The organism is Pedobacter sp. BMA, assembly GCF_001027745.1.
Lineage (GTDB): Bacteria > Bacteroidota > Bacteroidia > Sphingobacteriales > Sphingobacteriaceae > Pedobacter.
Window position 1 is genome coordinate 105471 of the sequence record NZ_LECU01000006.1, and the last position, 18441, is coordinate 123911.

General features: G+C 39.4%; 18 protein-coding genes. 6 read left to right on the forward strand and 12 right to left on the reverse strand.

The genetic code is table 11. The features are described 5' to 3' along the window. Positions 1 to 29 precede the first annotated feature (29 nt). The 4 genes from AB669_RS12480 to AB669_RS12495 all read right to left on the reverse strand — a co-directional run bounded on the left by AB669_RS12480 (position 30) and on the right by AB669_RS12495 (position 4156). Positions 30 to 707, reverse strand: coding sequence for a M15 family metallopeptidase (locus AB669_RS12480; protein WP_047799659.1), 678 nt, complete (start codon positions 705 to 707; stop codon positions 30 to 32). Between the two features lie 93 nt (positions 708 to 800). Beyond that, the gene (locus AB669_RS12485; protein WP_047799660.1) at positions 801 to 2027 is read right to left on the reverse strand and encodes an alanine dehydrogenase; all 1227 of its coding nucleotides are present in this window, start codon (positions 2025 to 2027) and stop codon (positions 801 to 803) included. 66 nt (positions 2028 to 2093) lie between these two features. Next, positions 2094 to 2516: a tRNA (adenosine(37)-N6)-threonylcarbamoyltransferase complex ATPase subunit type 1 TsaE gene (gene tsaE / locus AB669_RS12490; protein WP_047799661.1), complete on the reverse strand. Its 423-nt coding sequence runs from the start codon at positions 2514 to 2516 to the stop codon at positions 2094 to 2096. An 86-nt stretch (positions 2517 to 2602) separates the two neighbouring features. Then, positions 2603 to 4156: a PglZ domain-containing protein gene (locus tag AB669_RS12495; protein ID WP_047799662.1), complete on the reverse strand. Its 1554-nt coding sequence runs from the start codon at positions 4154 to 4156 to the stop codon at positions 2603 to 2605. Between the two features lie 108 nt (positions 4157 to 4264). Between AB669_RS12495 and AB669_RS12500 the strand changes: the two genes are divergently transcribed. The 5 genes from AB669_RS12500 (at position 4265) to AB669_RS12520 (ending at position 9508) form a co-directional block, all read left to right on the forward strand. Continuing rightward, complete coding sequence (locus tag AB669_RS12500) at positions 4265 to 5488, forward strand: HD domain-containing protein (protein ID WP_047799663.1); 1224 nt, start codon at positions 4265 to 4267, stop codon at positions 5486 to 5488. Between the two features lie 122 nt (positions 5489 to 5610). After that, positions 5611 to 6687 (forward strand): UDP-3-O-(3-hydroxymyristoyl)glucosamine N-acyltransferase, encoded by a 1077-nt coding sequence (lpxD, locus tag AB669_RS12505; protein WP_047799664.1) that lies wholly within the window; start codon positions 5611 to 5613, stop codon positions 6685 to 6687. Further along, on the forward strand, positions 6677 to 8089 hold the full coding sequence (locus tag AB669_RS12510; protein ID WP_047799665.1) for a bifunctional UDP-3-O-[3-hydroxymyristoyl] N-acetylglucosamine deacetylase/3-hydroxyacyl-ACP dehydratase: 1413 nt from the start codon (positions 6677 to 6679) through the stop codon (positions 8087 to 8089). Before lpxD ends, AB669_RS12510 begins: the two co-directional genes overlap by 11 nt. Next, entirely contained in the window at positions 8089 to 8874 is a 786-nt protein-coding gene (gene lpxA, locus AB669_RS12515) for an acyl-ACP--UDP-N-acetylglucosamine O-acyltransferase (RefSeq protein WP_010599175.1), read from the forward strand. The genes AB669_RS12510 and lpxA overlap by 1 nt, the downstream gene beginning before the upstream one ends. A 19-nt stretch (positions 8875 to 8893) precedes the next feature. Then, complete coding sequence (locus tag AB669_RS12520) at positions 8894 to 9508, forward strand: ABC transporter ATP-binding protein (protein ID WP_047799666.1); 615 nt, start codon at positions 8894 to 8896, stop codon at positions 9506 to 9508. A 348-nt stretch (positions 9509 to 9856) separates the two neighbouring features. On the opposite strand, the gene AB669_RS12525 is transcribed toward AB669_RS12520, so the two are convergent. Together AB669_RS12525 and AB669_RS12530 are read right to left on the reverse strand one after the other, a co-directional pair. Then, positions 9857 to 12238 (reverse strand): prolyl oligopeptidase family serine peptidase, encoded by a 2382-nt coding sequence (locus tag AB669_RS12525; protein ID WP_047799667.1) that lies wholly within the window; start codon positions 12236 to 12238, stop codon positions 9857 to 9859. Positions 12239 to 12316: 78 nt separating this feature from the next. Next, the gene (locus AB669_RS12530; protein WP_047799668.1) at positions 12317 to 13504 is read right to left on the reverse strand and encodes a hypothetical protein; all 1188 of its coding nucleotides are present in this window, start codon (positions 13502 to 13504) and stop codon (positions 12317 to 12319) included. 132 nt (positions 13505 to 13636) lie between these two features. Between AB669_RS12530 and AB669_RS12535 the strand changes: the two genes are divergently transcribed. Beyond that, the gene (locus AB669_RS12535) at positions 13637 to 14164 is read left to right on the forward strand and encodes a YfiT family bacillithiol transferase (protein ID WP_047799669.1); all 528 of its coding nucleotides are present in this window, start codon (positions 13637 to 13639) and stop codon (positions 14162 to 14164) included. A gap of 41 nt (positions 14165 to 14205) precedes the next feature. Here the strand turns inward: AB669_RS12535 and AB669_RS12540 are convergent, their stop codons facing one another. From AB669_RS12540 to AB669_RS21565, 6 genes are all read right to left on the reverse strand, one after another. Next, positions 14206 to 14931 carry a heavy-metal-associated domain-containing protein gene (locus AB669_RS12540; RefSeq protein ID WP_231582670.1) on the reverse strand — a complete coding sequence of 242 codons (726 nt, stop codon included), beginning with the start codon at positions 14929 to 14931 and terminating at the stop codon, positions 14206 to 14208. 113 nt (positions 14932 to 15044) lie between these two features. Beyond that, positions 15045 to 15869, reverse strand: coding sequence for a 4,5-DOPA dioxygenase extradiol (gene ygiD, locus AB669_RS12545; RefSeq protein ID WP_047799670.1), 825 nt, complete (start codon positions 15867 to 15869; stop codon positions 15045 to 15047). Positions 15870 to 15970: 101 nt separating this feature from the next. Continuing rightward, complete coding sequence (locus tag AB669_RS12550) at positions 15971 to 16525, reverse strand: AraC family transcriptional regulator (protein WP_047799671.1); 555 nt, start codon at positions 16523 to 16525, stop codon at positions 15971 to 15973. After that, positions 16525 to 17028: a DUF3347 domain-containing protein gene (locus tag AB669_RS12555; protein WP_053058394.1), complete on the reverse strand. Its 504-nt coding sequence runs from the start codon at positions 17026 to 17028 to the stop codon at positions 16525 to 16527. Before AB669_RS12555 ends, AB669_RS12550 begins: the two co-directional genes overlap by 1 nt. An 8-nt stretch (positions 17029 to 17036) precedes the next feature. Continuing rightward, positions 17037 to 17849 (reverse strand): hypothetical protein, encoded by an 813-nt coding sequence (locus AB669_RS12560; protein WP_047799672.1) that lies wholly within the window; start codon positions 17847 to 17849, stop codon positions 17037 to 17039. Between the two features lie 4 nt (positions 17850 to 17853). Next, a complete protein-coding gene (locus AB669_RS21565) occupies positions 17854 to 18390 on the reverse strand; it encodes a heavy-metal-associated domain-containing protein (protein WP_053058395.1) in 537 nt (178 codons plus the stop codon). Positions 18391 to 18441 lie beyond the last annotated feature (51 nt).

An 18441-nucleotide genomic window follows, 5' to 3' on the forward strand; every position in this document is an offset into this window, starting at 1 on the left:
GCAAAAATGAAAGTTGATCTGCAGCTTGCTTAAAGTTTTTCAAAAGGAATATCCATCAACTCGTAACCCTGCCAGCCCGAAAAATCATAGTGCCACCACTCATTTTCCAAAACATTCATTTTGAATTTTTTCATGGTATTGATTAAAAGCTGCCGGTTTTTTCTGACCTCATTGCTTACAGGCTCATAGTTGGCTGCAGCGGCGGGTAAAAAACTATCATAGGGCGTTGCCATGGCTACATCCTTATTTGTTTTCAAGTTTACAATAGTAAGATCTATGGCACAACCCCTATTGTGCTTCGAGCCTTTCGCTGGGTTGGCGACGAAATTCTTATCGCTGGCTTTCTGATAAAATGCAATCGTTATGGCGTATGGGCGGTAACCATCAAAGATTTTTAATCCATAGCCCTTTTTATTTAATGCTCTCTGAATCTTCTTCAATGCCTCTACAACCGGTTTCCGCGCAAAAGCCCTTGCCTGCTTGTACATCACTTGTTGCATAAAGTTGTTTTTAGTAGCGTATCTGATATCCAGTGTGATATTGGGAATTGATTTTTTAATTTCAATCAATTCGTTATCCGGATTCGCTTTTACAGAAGCCCTGTACTGGCTATAGGAACTAATTACAACTGGCTTTTGTATTGATTTTGTTTGTGCAAAAGCACAGGCAGAAAAAAACAGGCTGAAAAGAAAGATTCTGATTTTCATAAGGATGCAGCTTTAGAATTTCGTCTTGCGTGAGCGAATTGACCTGTTTTACTTTTTGCAGACTATGTATTCCTGCATTGAAGATAAGATTATTTACTGGTTTGAAACCACCAGTAATTCTAAATTTTTGAACGGAAGATTAAACATATCTGCAAGGTCTTTATTGGTACAATTGCCCTGATAAATATATAATGCTTCTCTTATTCCGGGATTGTTCCACACCATATTGACCAATCCGCCATATTCTCCGATATCGAGCAAAATTGGCGCAAAAATATTGGTTAAGGCATATGAAGCTGTTCTTGGCACCCTTGAGGCAATATTAGGCACACAATAGTGGATTACATCGTATTTTCTGAATACAGGATTAGTATGATTTGTTACCTCAGAGGTTTCAAAACAGCCTCCCTGATCGATGCTGATATCGATAACAACGGAATGAGGCTTCATTCTGGACACTGTTTCTTCCATTACCACACAGGGGCTTCTACCATGACTGGCCCGAATGGCACCAATTACGACATCGCAAGTTACGATGGCCTTATTTAAAACGATAGGTTGCATTACAGAGGTAAAAACGCGGCTGCCTAAGTTATTCTGTAACCTGCGTAGGCGATAAATAGAACTATCGAAAACCTTTACTTCAGCACCAAGCGCCAAAGCCGTCCGTGCTGCATATTCACCTACTGTTCCTGCGCCTAAAATTACAATTTCTGTAGGTGGCACGCCTGTAAATCCACCGAGCATCAGTCCTTTCCCTCCAGTGACATTACTCAGGTATTCTGCAGCGATAAGGATTGAGGTTGAGCCTACAATTTCACTCATCGCCCTGACAACGCTTAGCACATTTCCTTCATCACGCAGGTTTTCGAAACATAGTGCATTGATTTTTTTGTGCATTAATGACTTGAGGTATTCCTGTTTAAGCGTTCCGGTTTGAAGCGAAGATATCAGGGTTTGCCCTTTGTGCATCAATTCTATTTCATCCAATGTTGGCGGAGCAATTTTCACCAGAATATCTGACTCAAAAACTTCTTTTTTGTCGTATGTGATTTTTGCACCCTGCTCCGCATATTCTGCGTCGGAGAAATTGGCGGCTATTCCAGCTCCACTTTCCAGTAAAACATGATGTCCGTTATTAACCAATAATGCTACAGATAATGGCGTTAAAGCGATTCTATTTTCCTGAAAAGAAATTTCTTTAGGTATTCCAATGTTCAAATTGTTTTTCCTGTTTCTGGTTTCGAGTGTTGCTTCCTGTGTTTGCAATAAGCCCTGACGGGCAATATCAGCCATTCCTTCGCGTAATCCTGTAGCCATGCTGCTTAAAAATGTATTAGTTTTAGGTTGTTCAAGATAAGCAAATTTCTGTTAATTAATTGAGAATTAATTGTTATGCCTTAAGAATTTGAACAATCTTCTGTTATCATCAAGAATGTCGATTTTAACTTTAACGAAATGATCGGGTAATAATTCAGCTACTCTTTCCGGCCATTCAATTAAACATATTTCACCGCCGTAGAAGTATTCTTCGTAACCCAAATCAAAAGCCTCCTGAATGTGCTTTATTCTGTAGAAGTCGAAATGATAAACTGAACAATTTTCACCAAGATATTCATTTACAATCGAATAGGTAGGACTTGATACGACTTCATCTACCCCAAGCATTTTACAGAATTCCTTTATGAAAGTGGTTTTGCCTGCACCCATATCGCCTTCGAAAACGAAAATTTTTTCGCTGCCGGCAAAATCATTGAGCCGCTGAGCAACGAAAGGCAGGTCTGATAAATGATTGGCTGTTATTTCCATTGTAAAATAATAAAGGCAAAAGTAATACATATTTGTATCTCTTTTGCCTTCTTTTTGTTGTGAGATTTATCAAAAGAACGCTGTTATTATCTCGGGGAATACGTTACGACCGGAATAATCATTTCTTCCAATGAAATTCCACCATGCTGAAACGTTTCATTGTAGTAGTTGACAAACTGATTATAGTTATTGGGATATACAAAATAGCTGTCTTCCCTTGCGAAAATGTAACTGCTACTAATGTTTATTTTAGGCAACAATGCATCATGAGGGTTTTTAATTAGAAAGACATCTTTCGCATTGAAATTGAGGTTTCTTCCCTGCTTATATCTCAGGTTTGTATTCGTGGCGCGGTCGCCAATTACCTTAACCGCTTTTTTAACCCTGATGGTTCCATGGTCTGTTGTAATAATTACTTTGATCTGCTTTTGTGAAATTTTCTTCAATAAGTCCCAGAGCGGAGAGTGTTCAAACCATGATAAGGTTAATGAACGGTAAGCAGCATCATCATTTGCCAGCTCACGTATCATTTGCATATCCGTACGTGCATGGCTAAGCATATCAACAAAATTAAAAACGATAGCATTAAAATCATTCTTCAACAGCTGATGAGTTTGTTCAACCAGTTCTTTTCCCTGTTCGAAGGTTAAGATTTTGTTGTAACTGAACTTACAATCTTTTCTTAAACTGCGTTTGATGTTATCGGCCAGAAAAGCTTCCTCATGCATGTTTTTACCTCCTTCGTCGTCGTCGTTCTGCCACAGCTGAGGGAACCGTTTTTCCATTTCCAAAGGCATCAATCCAGAGAAAATCGAATTTCGTGCGTACTGTGTTGCCGTTGGCAGAATACTCGTATACATATCTTCTTCCTCTATTCTAAAATATTCTGAAATTAAGGGGTTGATAATTTTCCACTGATCATAACGCAGGTTATCGATAAGGATGAAAAATACCGGGGTTGTATCATTAATATGTGGGAAAGCCTTTTTCTTTAACAGTTCGTTTGAAAGCAGCGGAGCCTTATCTTTATCTTTAATCCAGTCAAGATAGTTTTCTTCAATAAATTTAGAGAACTGGGTATTTGCCTCTTGTTTTTGCATGGTTAAAATTTCATGCATCTGTGGATCATCCAGCTTTTCGAGTTCGAGCTCCCAAAAGACGATCTTTTTATAAGTTTCAATCCACTCCTCATAATTCAGGCGATCACTAAGCGTCATTCCCAGGCGACGGAATTCCTGCTGATACGCCATTGACGTTTTTTCACTCACCAGGCGTTTGTTATCAATCAATTTCTTGATGGTTAGTAAAACCTGTTTTGGATTTACAGGCTTGATCAGATAGTCGTCGATTTTACTACCAATGGCATCCTCCATTAAATTTTCCTCTTCACTCTTTGTAATGAGTACGACAGGAACATCAGGATTTAAATTTTTAATTGCCGATAAGGTTTCTATGCCACTCATTCCTGGCATGTTTTCATCTAAGAAGACTAAATCGAAATGAGATTTACCAAAAGCTTCGAGTGCGTCATTTCCGTTTGTGAATGTTGTTACGTGGTAACCTTTGTCATTCAATAATAATATATGTGGCTTAAGTAAGTCGATTTCGTCATCGGCCCACAATATCTTTGTTTCTTGCATGTTTCTAATAATAGGTATGAACTCCCTTTTATTTGGGTAGTTAAATCAAACTATCAATAAAAATAGCAATTTTTGTACCGTATCTATCTATTTAACTATTTTTAACGATTGAATAAGAAGAAAATAATAAATGATCCCGTTTACGGTTTCATTAACATTCCATCAGCGTTAGTTTACGATGTTATTTCACATCCATACTTTCAGCGTTTACGTTACATTAAACAGCTTGGAATGACCCATCTGGTATATCCAGGCGCTTTACATACCAGGTTTCACCATGCATTGGGTGCCATGCACCTGATGAGTTTAGCCATTGAGGTATTAAGGAGTAAAGGGCATTTGATTACAGCGGGTGAGGAAGAAGCCGCTACACTGGCTATTTTACTGCACGATATTGGCCACGGTCCATTTTCTCATGCATTGGAACACTCCCTGGTTACCGGAATCAGGCATGAAGACATATCATTAAAACTGATGCATGATTTAAATGTGCATTTTGAAGGAAAGTTAACGCATGCCATTGAAGTTTTCAATGGTACTTATCCTAAGAAATTCCTTCATCAGTTGATTTCAGGCCAGTTGGATCTGGACCGGATGGACTACCTGAACCGCGACAGCTTTTTTACCGGTGTTAGTGAAGGGGTTATCAGCTTTGACCGGATTATCAAAATGTTTAATGTTGACGATGACAACTTAGTCATCGATGAAAAAGGTATATATTCGATTGAAAAGTTTCTGATTGCCAGACGTTTAATGTACTGGCAGGTTTACCTTCACAAAACGGTTATTTCCGGTGAAATGATTCTGGTAAAATTATTAGAGCGTGCAAAGGAACTGACCGGGCATGGAGAAAATTTATTTGCGTCCCCATCTTTAAGCTATTTTCTGAAAAATGATATCAACCAGGATAACTTTTTTTTAAACCACCAGAACCTGGAGCATTTTACTAATCTTGATGATCAGGACATTTATGCGGCCGTGAAAGTATGGGTAACTCATCCCGATAAGATACTTGCAAAACTTTGCCAGATGCTAACATCGCGAAATCTATACAAGGTAGAAATGGGTAACGAGATGGCAAGTAAAGACCGTGTTGATTTTTTAAAGGATGCCGCCATTAATATACTAGAAATTAAAGCCGAGGAAGCCCGGTATTTCGTTTTTACTAATGCGATACAAAACAGGGCATATAATGCGGGTGTGGGAAACATTAAGATTCTGATGAAAAATAATGACATCGTTGACATAGCAAAGGCCTCGGATTTATCGAACCTTGAATCGCTACAGAAAACGGTTGAGAAGTACATTCTGTGCTACCCAAGGGGTATTTAAACAATTTTAACAAAATATTTGACTTCTACTGCCGTTTTAAGTCTTACTATTGTGTAAAATATACAAGGCTTAACCTTCGCAGGTTTTTTTGTTCATATCAATTTAACATATACCTTTGTACGATGCAATTTACTGCAAAGCAGATAAGCGAGTTTTTAGATGGTTCCATTGATGGCAACCCTGATGTCGCCGTTACCGAACTTTCTAAAATAGAAGATGGAAAAGAAGGTTCTTTGTCTTTTCTTTCCAATCCTAAATACGAGAATTTTTTATATTCCACTCGGGCATCTGTTGTAATTGTATCAAAAGACTTCGCTCCTGCCCAATCTTACACGAGCACGCTGATTCGTGTTGACAACCCTTACAGCTCTTTTACGATATTGCTTGATAAGTATAATGAGGCGATGAACGCACAGTCGGCACAATCAGGTATTGATAAGCTTGCTTTCGTTCACCCAAGTGCGAAGATTGGCAAGAATGTATTTATAGATGCTTTTGCCTATGTAGCTGAAGGTGTAATTATTGGGGATGGATGCCGGCTTAACGCACAGACCTTTGTTGGTGCAAACTCGAAGGTTGGGGACAACAGCACCTTTTTTCCAGGCGTTAAAGTATACCATAACTCGATCATTGGAAGCCGGGTAACCGTACATTCGAATACTGTAATTGGTAGTGATGGTTTTGGCTTCGCTCCCCAGAAAGACGGAACATACAATAAGATCCCTCAAATTGGCAACGTCATTATAGAGGACGATGTTGAGATTGGAGCCAATACAACTGTTGACCGTGCCACAATGGGCTCTACGATTGTAAAAAAAGGGGCAAAAATTGATAATCTTATCCAAATTGCACACAATGTGGAGATTGGTGAGAATACAGTTCTTGCTGCTCAATCGGGTATATCAGGCAGTACTAAAATCGGCCCGAACAGTGTTGTTGGCGGCCAGGTGGGCATTGCAGGCCACTTAACGCTGGCGAAAGGAACGCAAATTGGTGCACAGGCGGGGATAAATTTTAACATTACCGAAGAAGACAAGCAGTGGCATGGTAGTCCAGCCCAACCGTTGCGCAACTGGATGCGTGCATCTGTTATCTTCAAGCATTTACCTGCTATTGAAAAAAGAATAAATACGCTCGAAGAAGAATTGAAAAAGCTAACTGCTGAACTGGAAAAGAACACATTACATAATGAACGTTAGACAAAAAACGATTAAAAAAGAGATATCAGCATCGGGTGTTGGTTTACACACCGGAGCTAATGTTACCCTTACCTTTTGCCCTGCACCAGAAAACCATGGTTTTAAATTTCAACGTGTTGATTTAGACGGACATCCAATTATTGATGCTGATGCGGATAACGTAACTGACACATCAAGAGGGACTACCATTACACAAAACGGAGCGAGTGTAAGTACCGTGGAGCATGTGATGGCTTCGTTAGTTGGTATGGATCTGGACAATGTTTTGATCAAACTTGACGGACCTGAAACGCCAATTATGGATGGCAGTTCGATTCAGTTTATTGATTTACTGGAAGAAGTTGGTTCGATTGAACAAAATGCGGATCGTGAATATTTTACGATCCCACATAACATTACGTATACGGAGGCCGACAGAAAGGTAGAGATTGTGGCGATGCCATTAGATGACTACCGTTTTACGTGCATGATTGATTACAACTCACCTGTACTTGGGAGCCAGCATGCGGGCATTAATACCATTGCTGAGTTTAAAAAAGAGATTGCTTCATGCCGTACTTTTTGCTTTCTACACGAACTGGAGTATCAATTACAGCATAACCTGATTAAAGGCGGTGATTTAAACAATGCCATTGTTATTGTTGATAAAGAGGTAACGAAGGCTGAACTGAGTCATTTGGCCAAACTATTTAACCGTGCAGATATTGACGTTGCCCCTCAGGGAATTTTAAACAATATGGAGCTGCGTTACCAGAATGAGCCTGCAAGACATAAATTGCTGGATATGATTGGCGATCTGGCGCTTGTTGGAATGCATCTGAAAGGACACATTATGGCTGCGCGTCCGGGTCATGCAGCGAATGTTGCCTTTGCAAAGAAAATAAAAGCTGCTATCAAAAAAGAAAAGAACAAAAAAATACAGAAGGTTTACGATCCAAGTGCCAAACCACTTTTCGACGTGGTGAAGATCATGGAAATATTACCTCACCGTCAGCCATTTCTATTTGTTGACAAGATCCTTGAATTATCAAAAAACCATGTTGTGGGCGTTAAAAACGTTACCATGAACGAGGAATTTTTCAAGGGGCATTTTCCTGGGGCACCTGTTTTCCCAGGAGTAATTCAAATTGAGGCTATGGCTCAGGTAGGTGGGATTTTAGTTTTATGCACTGTTCCGGATCCTGAAAACTACCTTACTTATTTCTTAAAAATAGATAATGTGCGATTCCGGGCGCAGGTGTTACCAGGTGACACGATTGTTTTCCGTTGCGACTTACTTGAACCGATCAGGAGGGGTATTGCCCAAATGAAAGGCGTGGGTATGGTTGGTGAAAAAATCGTAGTAGAAGCCGAAATGATGGCTCAAATTTCAAAAGTTAAACAAGCAGAACCAGCCCAATAATGATACAACCATTAGCATATATACATCCACAGGCAAAAATAGCCGAAAACGTAGTTATTGAACCTTTTGTAGTGATACATAAAGACGTTGTAATTGGCGAAGGTACCTGGATTGGCTCGAATGTTACCATTATGGATGGTGCACGCATTGGTAAAAACTGCCGTATCTTCCCCGGAGCTGTGATCTCAGGTGAACCTCAGGATTTGAAATTTGCCGGCGAGGTAACTACTGCAGAAATTGGCGATAATACTACTATACGTGAGTGTGTAACCATAAACCGCGGGACGAAGGATAAATGGAAAACTGTTATTGGCAGTAACTGTTTAATTCAAGCCTATTCTCATATTGCCCACGATTGTGAAGTTGGTAATAACTGTATATTCTCAAACAGCACCACGCTCGCCGGACACATCACTATTGGCAACAATGTTGTACTTGCCGGTTTGGTTGCGATACATCAATTTGTAAAGGTTGGTTCATATGCTTTCGTAACCGGAGGTTCATTAGTACGTAAAGATGTTCCTCCTTATGTTAAAGCGGCGCGTGAACCTCTTTCATATGCAGGGATCAATTCTGTCGGTTTACGCAGGAGAGGTTTTACGAATGAGCAAATTGACGAGATTCAGGAAATTTATCGCGTTTTATTTGTGAAACACAATAACGTAACGAAGGCACTGGATATGATAGAGGCTGAATTTAAACCGACTGAAATTCGTGATGAGATCGTTGATTTTATCCGAAATTCGAACAGAGGGGTAATGAAGGGCTTCGGAATGGGAAGTTAACTGAGGCAGCTACTTAACAATGAAAATAGCTTTAAACAATGTGGGCCGGAGATTCAATAAAGAGTGGATTTTCAGGTCATTAACCACAACGTTTAATTCTGGAAGCAGCTACGCAATCCTGGGCCCAAACGGCTCAGGAAAATCGACTTTATTAAGTATTTTAACCGGAAGCCTGGTTCCTTCAGAGGGAGCTATACTATTTTCTGATGGCAAAGATTTGCCGGTAGAGGTGGTATATCAGTATATTAGTTTAGCGGCTCCGTATCTCGAGCTTGTTGAGACCTTTACACTTAGGGAGATTATTGATTTTCACTTTAAATTTAAGGCCTTTGCGGATGGCGTTGATTCAAAATCGCTTGTTTCCATTTTAGGATTGGAAAAGGCGGCTAATAAACAAATCAAATACTTCTCATCTGGGATGAAACAAAGAACCAAACTTGCTTTGGCCTGCTGCTCTGATTCTCCTATATTGTTTCTGGATGAGCCAACAAGTAATTTAGATGTACAGGGTATTAACTGGTATCGTGAACTGATAGAGCAATTCACAAAAGACCGACTAACCATCATTGGTTCGAATCAAATTCTGGAATACGATTTCTGTGACATCCAGCTACAAATATCTGACTATAAGTAAATTGTTAAGTATTAAAGATGTCTACACAGACTTACATTTGTCATCCATTTGTATTATAAAAATATTTTATTAAAAACATTTCGGAATTAACAAATTCTTCTTACCTTTGCACCACCAAAACGAGAAACAAATATTAATTATTTCATCGTTTAGAGAAGACAATTTTTTCCATTAATCCGGAATTGAATATATAGCTGTAAAAGGCAAAAGATTTTTTCATAGTTTAGTTTGAGGTTTAGGTTGATTATGCCTTTGGAGTGGTTCCCAAAGGCATTTCTTTTGCGCTCAACTTTATTTACCGCATTTTAAAATAGCCCTGCTGATGGTGATCAGCAGGGCTATTTTTTGTTATTTCAGCGTTTTTTCAAAAAGCTTAAAAATCCGTTTATATTCATCAGTCCAGCTGGACGGTTCAACAAAACCATGATCCTCTACGGGGTAAACTGCGAGCTCCCAGTTATTTTTACCGAGTTCAATGAAACGCTGGGTAAGGCGAACGATGTCCTGAAAGTGAACATTAACATCAACCATTCCGTGGGCCATAAGCAGATTGCCTTTTAATTTATCAGCAAAGTATATTGGTGAACTTTTTTTATAAGCAATAGGATCGTTGAAAGGTTCATTGAGGATATTAGATGTATATCCATGATTGTAATGTGCCCAATCGGTAACCGAGCGTAATGCTGCTCCGCTGGCAAAAACATCGGCTTCGTTGAACATGGCCATCAATGTAATGAAACCTCCGTACGAACCGCCATATAATCCTACATGTTTAGGATTTACACCATATTTCTCTACCAGAAATTTGACGCCGTCAACCTGGTCAGTTAAATCCTTTCCGCCCATAAAACGATAAATACCGGTCCGGTGGTCTCTTCCATAACCAGAACTAGCAGTATAATCAATGTCTATTACCGTGTATCCGTGATCTGCAAGCAGGTTATTGAACATAAATTCCCTGAAGTAAGTGCTCCAGCCGAAGTGAACATTCTGCAGGTAGCCTGCACCATGCACAAATACCACTGCCGGATGATTGGCGGCAGGCTGATCGGACTTATAAACCCGTGCATATACATCGGCACCATAACGGTTCTTGAAAGACACTAAATCGGGTTCTCTCCATTTATATGAATTAAATTCCGGAGATGTTGATGAAGTAATTTTTGTGGCCTTTGCGCCAGCCTTATTTTGCTGAAGATAAAGCTCACCCGGCTTATTCATATAAGAGTAGTTAATTGCGATGTATTTTTCATCAGGAGAAAGCGTAATATCACTTAATCCCTTCATGGCAGTAATCTGAATAATTTCTCCTCCGTTTACGCTAATCTTGAAGAAATTCGTAATTCCGGGATGTTCCTTATTGGCCTTGAAATAAAAATAGTTTTTGTCTTTCGAGAGTTCAAGCGTTTGAACTTCCCATTTACCTGAAGTGAGTTGCTTTTTGTCGCCACTGGAAACATTTGCGACATATAAATGAGAATATCCGGATGCCTCACTTTGATAATAAAAGCGATTATTGTCTATCCATCCCGAACTGCCCTGGTAAAAACCACTGATTCCAGGTCCGCCTATCCATGCCTCATCATGCTGCCTGTCGATGAGGTTGAATTTGCCAGTCGAAGCATCAAGTTTTAAAATCCAGCGATCCTTGTTATCCAGAGAGGATGCAATTACTACCGCAGCTGTACCATTCTGATTCCAAACAGGGCCGAAAAAATTAACAGGCCTATCAGCATTCTTCTTTTTTAGACTATCCAATTCCTTTGGATAATCTTTATAGAATTCCGGGATATCTTTTATTCCGGTGATTGTTGAAGTTTGAAGGGCGTAAACAGAATCCTTTACCGTATCGTAAATAAAGCCCTGTGAAAGGTTTTCGGTTTCGCCAACCTTTGTCCTGCCAGGGATATCTTCAGTATATCCTGAAGCAGTTACATAATTAGGGACTATGGTATTGTGGTTACCAGTGGCAGGCGAGGTAAGCTTATAGGTGATAAAATGACCATCGGGACTGATTACTACGCTCGTTAGTGATTTATCATCAGTATAAAGCGGTTTAAGGGGCTTTGAATCAGCAGAGGAAGCACCGAAACGGCCTCTGCCACCACGACCAGCATTCCGTGTTTCTGCATTTCGCTTTTTAATGATATCAAAAAGCTCAGTTTGCTGAGACTTCAGCCAACTTTCCTGTTCGGTGGCCGACTTTGTTGCAGACTTACCAGCGGGCTTTCCTTTGATAAAATTAGTTAGCTGCTTTGTTTCCGCAGTGTTAAGGCCTAACTGAAAGAGATTATCGCCCAGCTGATAAATGACATCTCCATTTGTCAGGAAGGCTGGATTGCTTTCTCTTTCTATGGTATTGGTTAACCGCATTTCTTTTTTGCTATTGAAATTCTGCAGATAAATGTCGCCTCCTTTCTCGATCAGACCGAGTGTTTTATCCTTGTTATAGACATAATTCAGGCTTAAAAGCTTCTCATCTTCTTTATCTACAGCTTTTAAAGGCTTTGTTGCCGTGGGAGCGATTTTAAAAAGTTCTTCTTTAGTCTTATTTTCCGGATTCCAGTTAAAGTATAATGTTTTGCTATCTGCTGTCCATCTGAAGTTTGCAGGTGAAACGCCCATCCACTTTGGATCGCGCATGATTTTTTCGACAGTTAGTGGAGCAATTTGTTGCGCAAAAGCATAGTTGCCCGTGCAAAGCAATAGGAAAAGTAAAGATTTCTTCATGAATATTGGTTTGGATACCGCAATTTAGACAATGCGAAAACTAAATCATGAAGGAAATGGAAATGTTACAAGTTTGGGCTATCTGATTACCCTTCCTGTTCGATCCACATTCACTATATCAAATGGTTTCAGGTATTCGTTTATGATTACAGAAAATTCCCTGCGGGTTAAGACTTTGTTCATATTGTATTTCGAACTGAATTTGTATTGTTTGACCCATTTCTTCTCGATTTCTGCTTTCGTTGTTTCCGGCGCTTTGTTACCGACATAACACACCAGGGATATCGTATTTTCGAGATTAACCGCGACATCTTTGTGGTCGTCGAACCAGATCTGTGCTTTGTAGTAGTAATCTTTTACCGGCTGTTTGATTTCCTCATACAAAACTGCTTTTTCCGGATTAAAGAACAATTTTTCGTTTTTCAATTCTGCCTTTAAAATACCTGTAATACCTACCTTTTGAATGGCCAGCCAGTTTGAATCTGCAATTTTAACATCTTCGAAAGGCATTAGGGGTAGTTTATAACTTAATAATTCACCCTGTATTCTCTTCAAGTTCGATAAGCTGGTTTTAGTTTGGAAAAAGGCCGCATAAGCAGCCGTTGCGCCAGCAGCCTGACCTGTTTCTAAATGATCAGGCTCAATGTATAGGATGTTTTCCTGATCGGGGATGAGTAAATTGTAAAGCGAAATAAAGTTGACACTTTCCCCTATTGCACCAACTGTGGTTCGGTATGAATTTTCATAATAATTAACCGGGGTAGTTTCTGCCGGCTTTAAGGTTTGAATTTTTAAAGCCGCGTAAACTTGTTCAGGGCGATCAGTGATAATCAGAATTTTTGCCCTGATGCTTCTGTCTTTATTAATTTTAGCCTCCCAATTACTCCCCGATCTTTTAATCTCAATTATTGAGGTATTATTAATCACATCGAAAAGTTTCGAACTATCAGACCATGTTTTAACCACGGCATTGAAAATCTGACTCGTTATTACGGGGAGCGGAATACTATCTGCCAGTTTTAAAGATTTTCTGGCTCTTTTCTCAAAAGCTCCCGTTACGCCACTTTGTATAAATTTTCTATAGTCATCTGTTTTAAACCCATCGCTTTGTGTCAAAACAATCGAATTTACACCCGACTCAGATGCCTGTACACCTGCCGCAAAGGCGGCATTTCCATTGCCTAAAATTAATACATCTGTTCTGGTAGTCTGAGCATCCGCAATTAAAGGAATCAACAGTGCAAAAACAAGAAACAACTTCTTCATTCAGCGTGATTTAAATTAATTGCAATATGCTTTAAATGAATGAATTTTTAATAAAATGAAATTATTTTAACTAAATTTAATAGGCACACCGATAGGTTAACCTGTTTCTATAAAAATAAGTACCTTTCGGATATGGATATAGAACTACTTAAATACCCTATTGGACAATTTATCATGCCCGATGTCTTTGATCAGCAACTGGCAGAAATCTGGATTTCGGAGATTGAGCATTTGCCCAATCAGATCAAAAAAGTAACAGACAATTTGAGCGTTGAGGAACTGAATCGAACCTATCGTCCAGGCGGGTGGACTCTAAGACAGGTTGTACACCATATTCCAGACAGCCACATGAACGCTTACATTCGTTTTAAGCAAGCAGTTACTGAAGAAACTCCTGTAATCAGACCTTACTACGAAGAGCGCTGGGCAGAAACAGAAGAAGCGAAAAACGGTGACATTGAACTGTCGGTTACATTACTTGGTGCTTTACACCGTAGGTGGGTAACTTTCCTAAGAACCCTGCAACCGGAAGATTATCAAAAGAAGTACATTCACCCGGCACAGGATAGAGAGCTTACTTTGGCTAATATGTTAGGAATGTATGCATGGCACGGTAAGCATCATTTAGCACATATCACAACAACCATAAACACCAGATAGCAGAAGTATGCATTTCGTTTATTGGCTTTCATTGCAGTGATTTACATCATGACCAGCATGGTTGCACTCATGGCAATCATTATTGCATCTTCTACAATGGTAACCGTACTCATTGGTAAATTAAACACTGCACCTAAACAGGCGCATCGAATTTTCTTTTTATTTATTACGCTTTCCAATACACCGAGAATACTAACAGTCATTACAACCAGTGTTACCCAGTTTAAGATCACCGGAGATAAATTACAAGCAAAACCTAAGCCTAAACCCAGTTCAATGAATGCGTAAACATAACCCCACAGGCTAAGCTTTTTAGCGACGATATCGTACATCGCATAACTTTCGGCAAATGCCTTCAGGTCGAGGAATTTGAAGAAGGAGAATACGAGGAAAAATCCTGCCATAAATACCCGCATAAAAGTCATCAAATTCAGGGTACTGTTTTGCCATGAAACGATGAATGAAATTGCAGTTACATAACCAAAAATCAATAAGATTGGCTTATAGGTTTGTATCCATGATTTGCTTTCTTGCATCACGTCATGAGGGGTATTTGCAGAAATCTGATATTTACTGTTTATTCCGCCGAGTGCATGCTGCAGATCAGATAAACCTATGTGCTTAGCCATGCCGATGGTCGCCGAGTTATTCTCCTTCGAAACCTCGACAGAAGTTACATCGGGTAAAACGAGTAGATTATTTTTAACTTTATTTTCGCAACCACTGCAGGTCATGCCGGTAAGTTGATAGGTATGTGTCATCATCATAATTTTAAACAAAAATACCTGATTAGCTGGTTAATAACGTTACAGAATAATCATAAAATGTTACAGGATTTTAAGTGGCATACGCTGTATAGAAATAAAGGGACAAGGTGTGACTAGCCGACCAGAACCGAAGTCATGGTTAACGAGCCGCCTACAGCCTTATCGTTAAAGAAAGAAATATCCTCCCTTTCGTTTTTCATTCCTAAGGTATAAATAAGTGGTAGATAATGTTCAGGGGTCGGAATGGCAAGCATTGCTTCAGCACCTAAATTTCTATAATCGATTAGGGGCTTATGGTCGCCGTTCATGATCAGGTTTTTAAATTTACCATTCATTTCGTTAGCCCAATCGTAGCCTCCTCCGTTAATCATTTCCCAACTCAGCATACGCAGGTTATGAACCATGTTTCCGCTCCCGATAACCAAAACACCTTTTTTACGAAGGGCGTAAATCTCTTGTGCAATTTCGTAGTGTTGTTCCGGTGATTTCGTATAATCAATACTTAATTGCAACACAGGGATGTTAGCTTCAGGATACATATGCCTTACTACGGTCCAGGTTCCATGATCTAAACCCCAATCATGATCTAAGCCAACATTAGTACTGTGTATGAGAGATGGTATTTCTTCAGCAAGTTTTGCATCACCGGGAGCAGGATACTGCACATCAAAAAGCGCTTGGGGGAAGCCTCCGAAATCATGAATGGTTGATGGAAAATCCATCGCTGTGACGAAAGTGCCACGGGTATACCAATGCGCTGAAACAACGAGAACTGCTTTGGGTACCGGAATATGTTTTGCCAAATCCGCCCAACTCTGGCTAAACTCATTGTGCTCAATACCATTCATCGGCGAGCCATGACCAATAAAAATGGTTGGCATTAGCTCCGTTTGTGGCAAACGCTGTGTGAAGTTGTTGAATTGTGATAATGCTGACATCGCCAAGAAGTTTGAATAACAAAATTACAGCGCCAGATGAGGTTAAGTCTTGATTTATGATAAGAAAAATAATCCTTTGGGAGGTTGATGTTAAATATAGGCTACACTTCATCCAAAGGTTTTCTATCATTTAAATGTTTATAGGCGGAAGGTGTAAGACCTGTAACCTTTTTAAATTGAGATGAAAGGTGTGCAACGCTGCTATAATTGAGTTCGAAAGCAATCTCGCTTAAGGTAAGTTCTCCATAAGTGAGCATTTCTTTGGCCTTCTCTATTTTTTGTGCGATAAAATACTTTTCGATTGTTTGATTTTCAACTTCTGAAAAGATAGTGCTCAATTGGTGATATTCGAGATTTAGCAAGCTGCTTAAATAGGCAGAAAGATTAATTTTTAATGGTTCCATGGAATAGTGAACGAGATTAATAATTGAGGTTTTAATCTGCTCTGAAAGCTGCGTTCGTTTATCCTCCAAAAGTTCGAAACCAAAAGCATTCAACTGATCTCCTATTTTAGATTTATCGGTTGCAGAGATACCTTCCTGTAAAGAAACCCGACCCAGTTCGACAGAAACAGGGTTAAAGCCGAGTTTCTGCAACTCTGCTTTAACCACCATTTTGCAACGGTTGCATACCATGTTTTTGATATGCAGATTCATTATTTTGATTTTATCGTTTCAGACACATTACCACAATCAAACATCATGCTTCCATAGTATGGATTTTCAATGTTTTCCTTTTCATTTAACCAGCTGGCTTTTGCCATCGGGCAATGCTGAACATATACCGTAGCATTATTAAATTTGATATTTCTTACCGTTTTAATCATTGCCGAAGAAAGACTTTCGAAAGATTTTCGCTGTGCTTTGATATCTTTTCCGGCAGCTAATTCGATTGACTTTGCTTTGATAATTTTTGATTGCTCCATCCAAAGCATATGTTGAGCAGCAGGAAGGTCTTTGTGTTGTATCGCATCAACCTTGTTAGAAAGCGCATTTGCTTTTACTTTTGCTACATCTTGTTTGTCGAAAGCCAGTGCATTTTTCACGTCGTAATAAGCTGCAAGCAATTGGTTAAAAGCCGCATCAGTTTTACTTTGTGCAAATGTTGTTTTGGTCATTGAGATAGCAAATACAGCTATCAGTACTATTATTTTTTTCATATTATCAATTATTTTAAAGCATTAAAAAAGTTAAATTCTGCCCTTAAAAGGTACATATTTTTGGTGTATCTGTTTACCATGTTTCCTGTAGCCTGGAAACGATATCCAAGGTCAATCCTTGTTCTGCTGTTTAAAATCAGCTGAACTGCCGGAGCTAAATCCAGGTATGACTGACCAGAGGATGGATCGGTTTTACCCAGCATCTCAAAGTAGAAATTAAAATTAGGCTCCTTGTAATTTTTGTACACCAGGGGGAAAAGCAAATATCCTGAAGACAGGCTGTAAGATAACATATTATTGGGTCGGGGCATTCCTGCGATCTGGCTTTCACTATCCTTAAAAGCATGAGCATAGCCGAGTGTCGCAGAAAGGGCCAGTTTATGCAGCAATTGCGTAAAAATCAGGCCTCCCTGTACCCCACTGTTATCTCCTTCCAGATTAATATCTCTCGTGTAGGTTGGCCGCTTGCTTGTACTTATCCTTCCGAAGGCAGCAGCCCTGAAATGGCTCTGTGCTTCATCTATTGATAAAAACCTGTATTTAACATATAAGCTCCCCCCTTCCAAACGATATTTTCCATCCATATCCGAAAGAAAAGCCTGTGCATGTGCCATCAGGTTTTTGTTAAAGCCAAACATCACTTCGGGAATTGTTCTGCTTACAAAATCAGGATTGTTAAACATACCTTCATTGGTTAGCCTAACCCCGATGGATTTAGTTGGCATATTGCTGGCCGGCTCAGTAAACACATATAATTCCTGGGCTACAACATGACCGACTGTACCGGCCAAAACCAGCACAACAAATAGTAATTTCTTCATTTTTTTAAGAAAGAACTAAGTGAAAAACACGGGTTTTCTTACCATTAACAACGGCAGCGCCGCTTGAATAAGCATCAGAGTTTACCGTTGCAGCTTGTTTTTTAAATGCAGATCCTGAGATAAAATCTTTATCAACTACAGCTGCCTTTACTGTTCCGTTAAGCGTTTTGTTTTTAGCATTTACAAACCGGTAAACATTTCCATCCACAATTGCCTGGCCTTTATCGTCTACCTTAACCTGATTAAAAGTAAACTCAGCCATTAGTCCTCCTACCGAAAAGCCTGCATCCTGAACTTTTTTACGAACCATGTCAAGATTAATGTCAGCCCCTTTTTTAAAAGTCAGGACAAAAATATTTTTATTAAGATCGGGCTTTACTGAATTGATGAAGCCGAGTGTTTCAAGTGATTTTTGTGTTGCATTTGAACACATAGAGCAGGTTAAACCGGTAACCTTTAAATCGGCTGTTGAAATTTGTTGTGCCGAAACGTTAACGGCAAAAAGAAGCATAATAATGCTGAATAATTTTATTGTTTTCATGATTTTTGAAATTAGAATTTAAGAAATAAACTATTCCTAAGGGATGTTGAA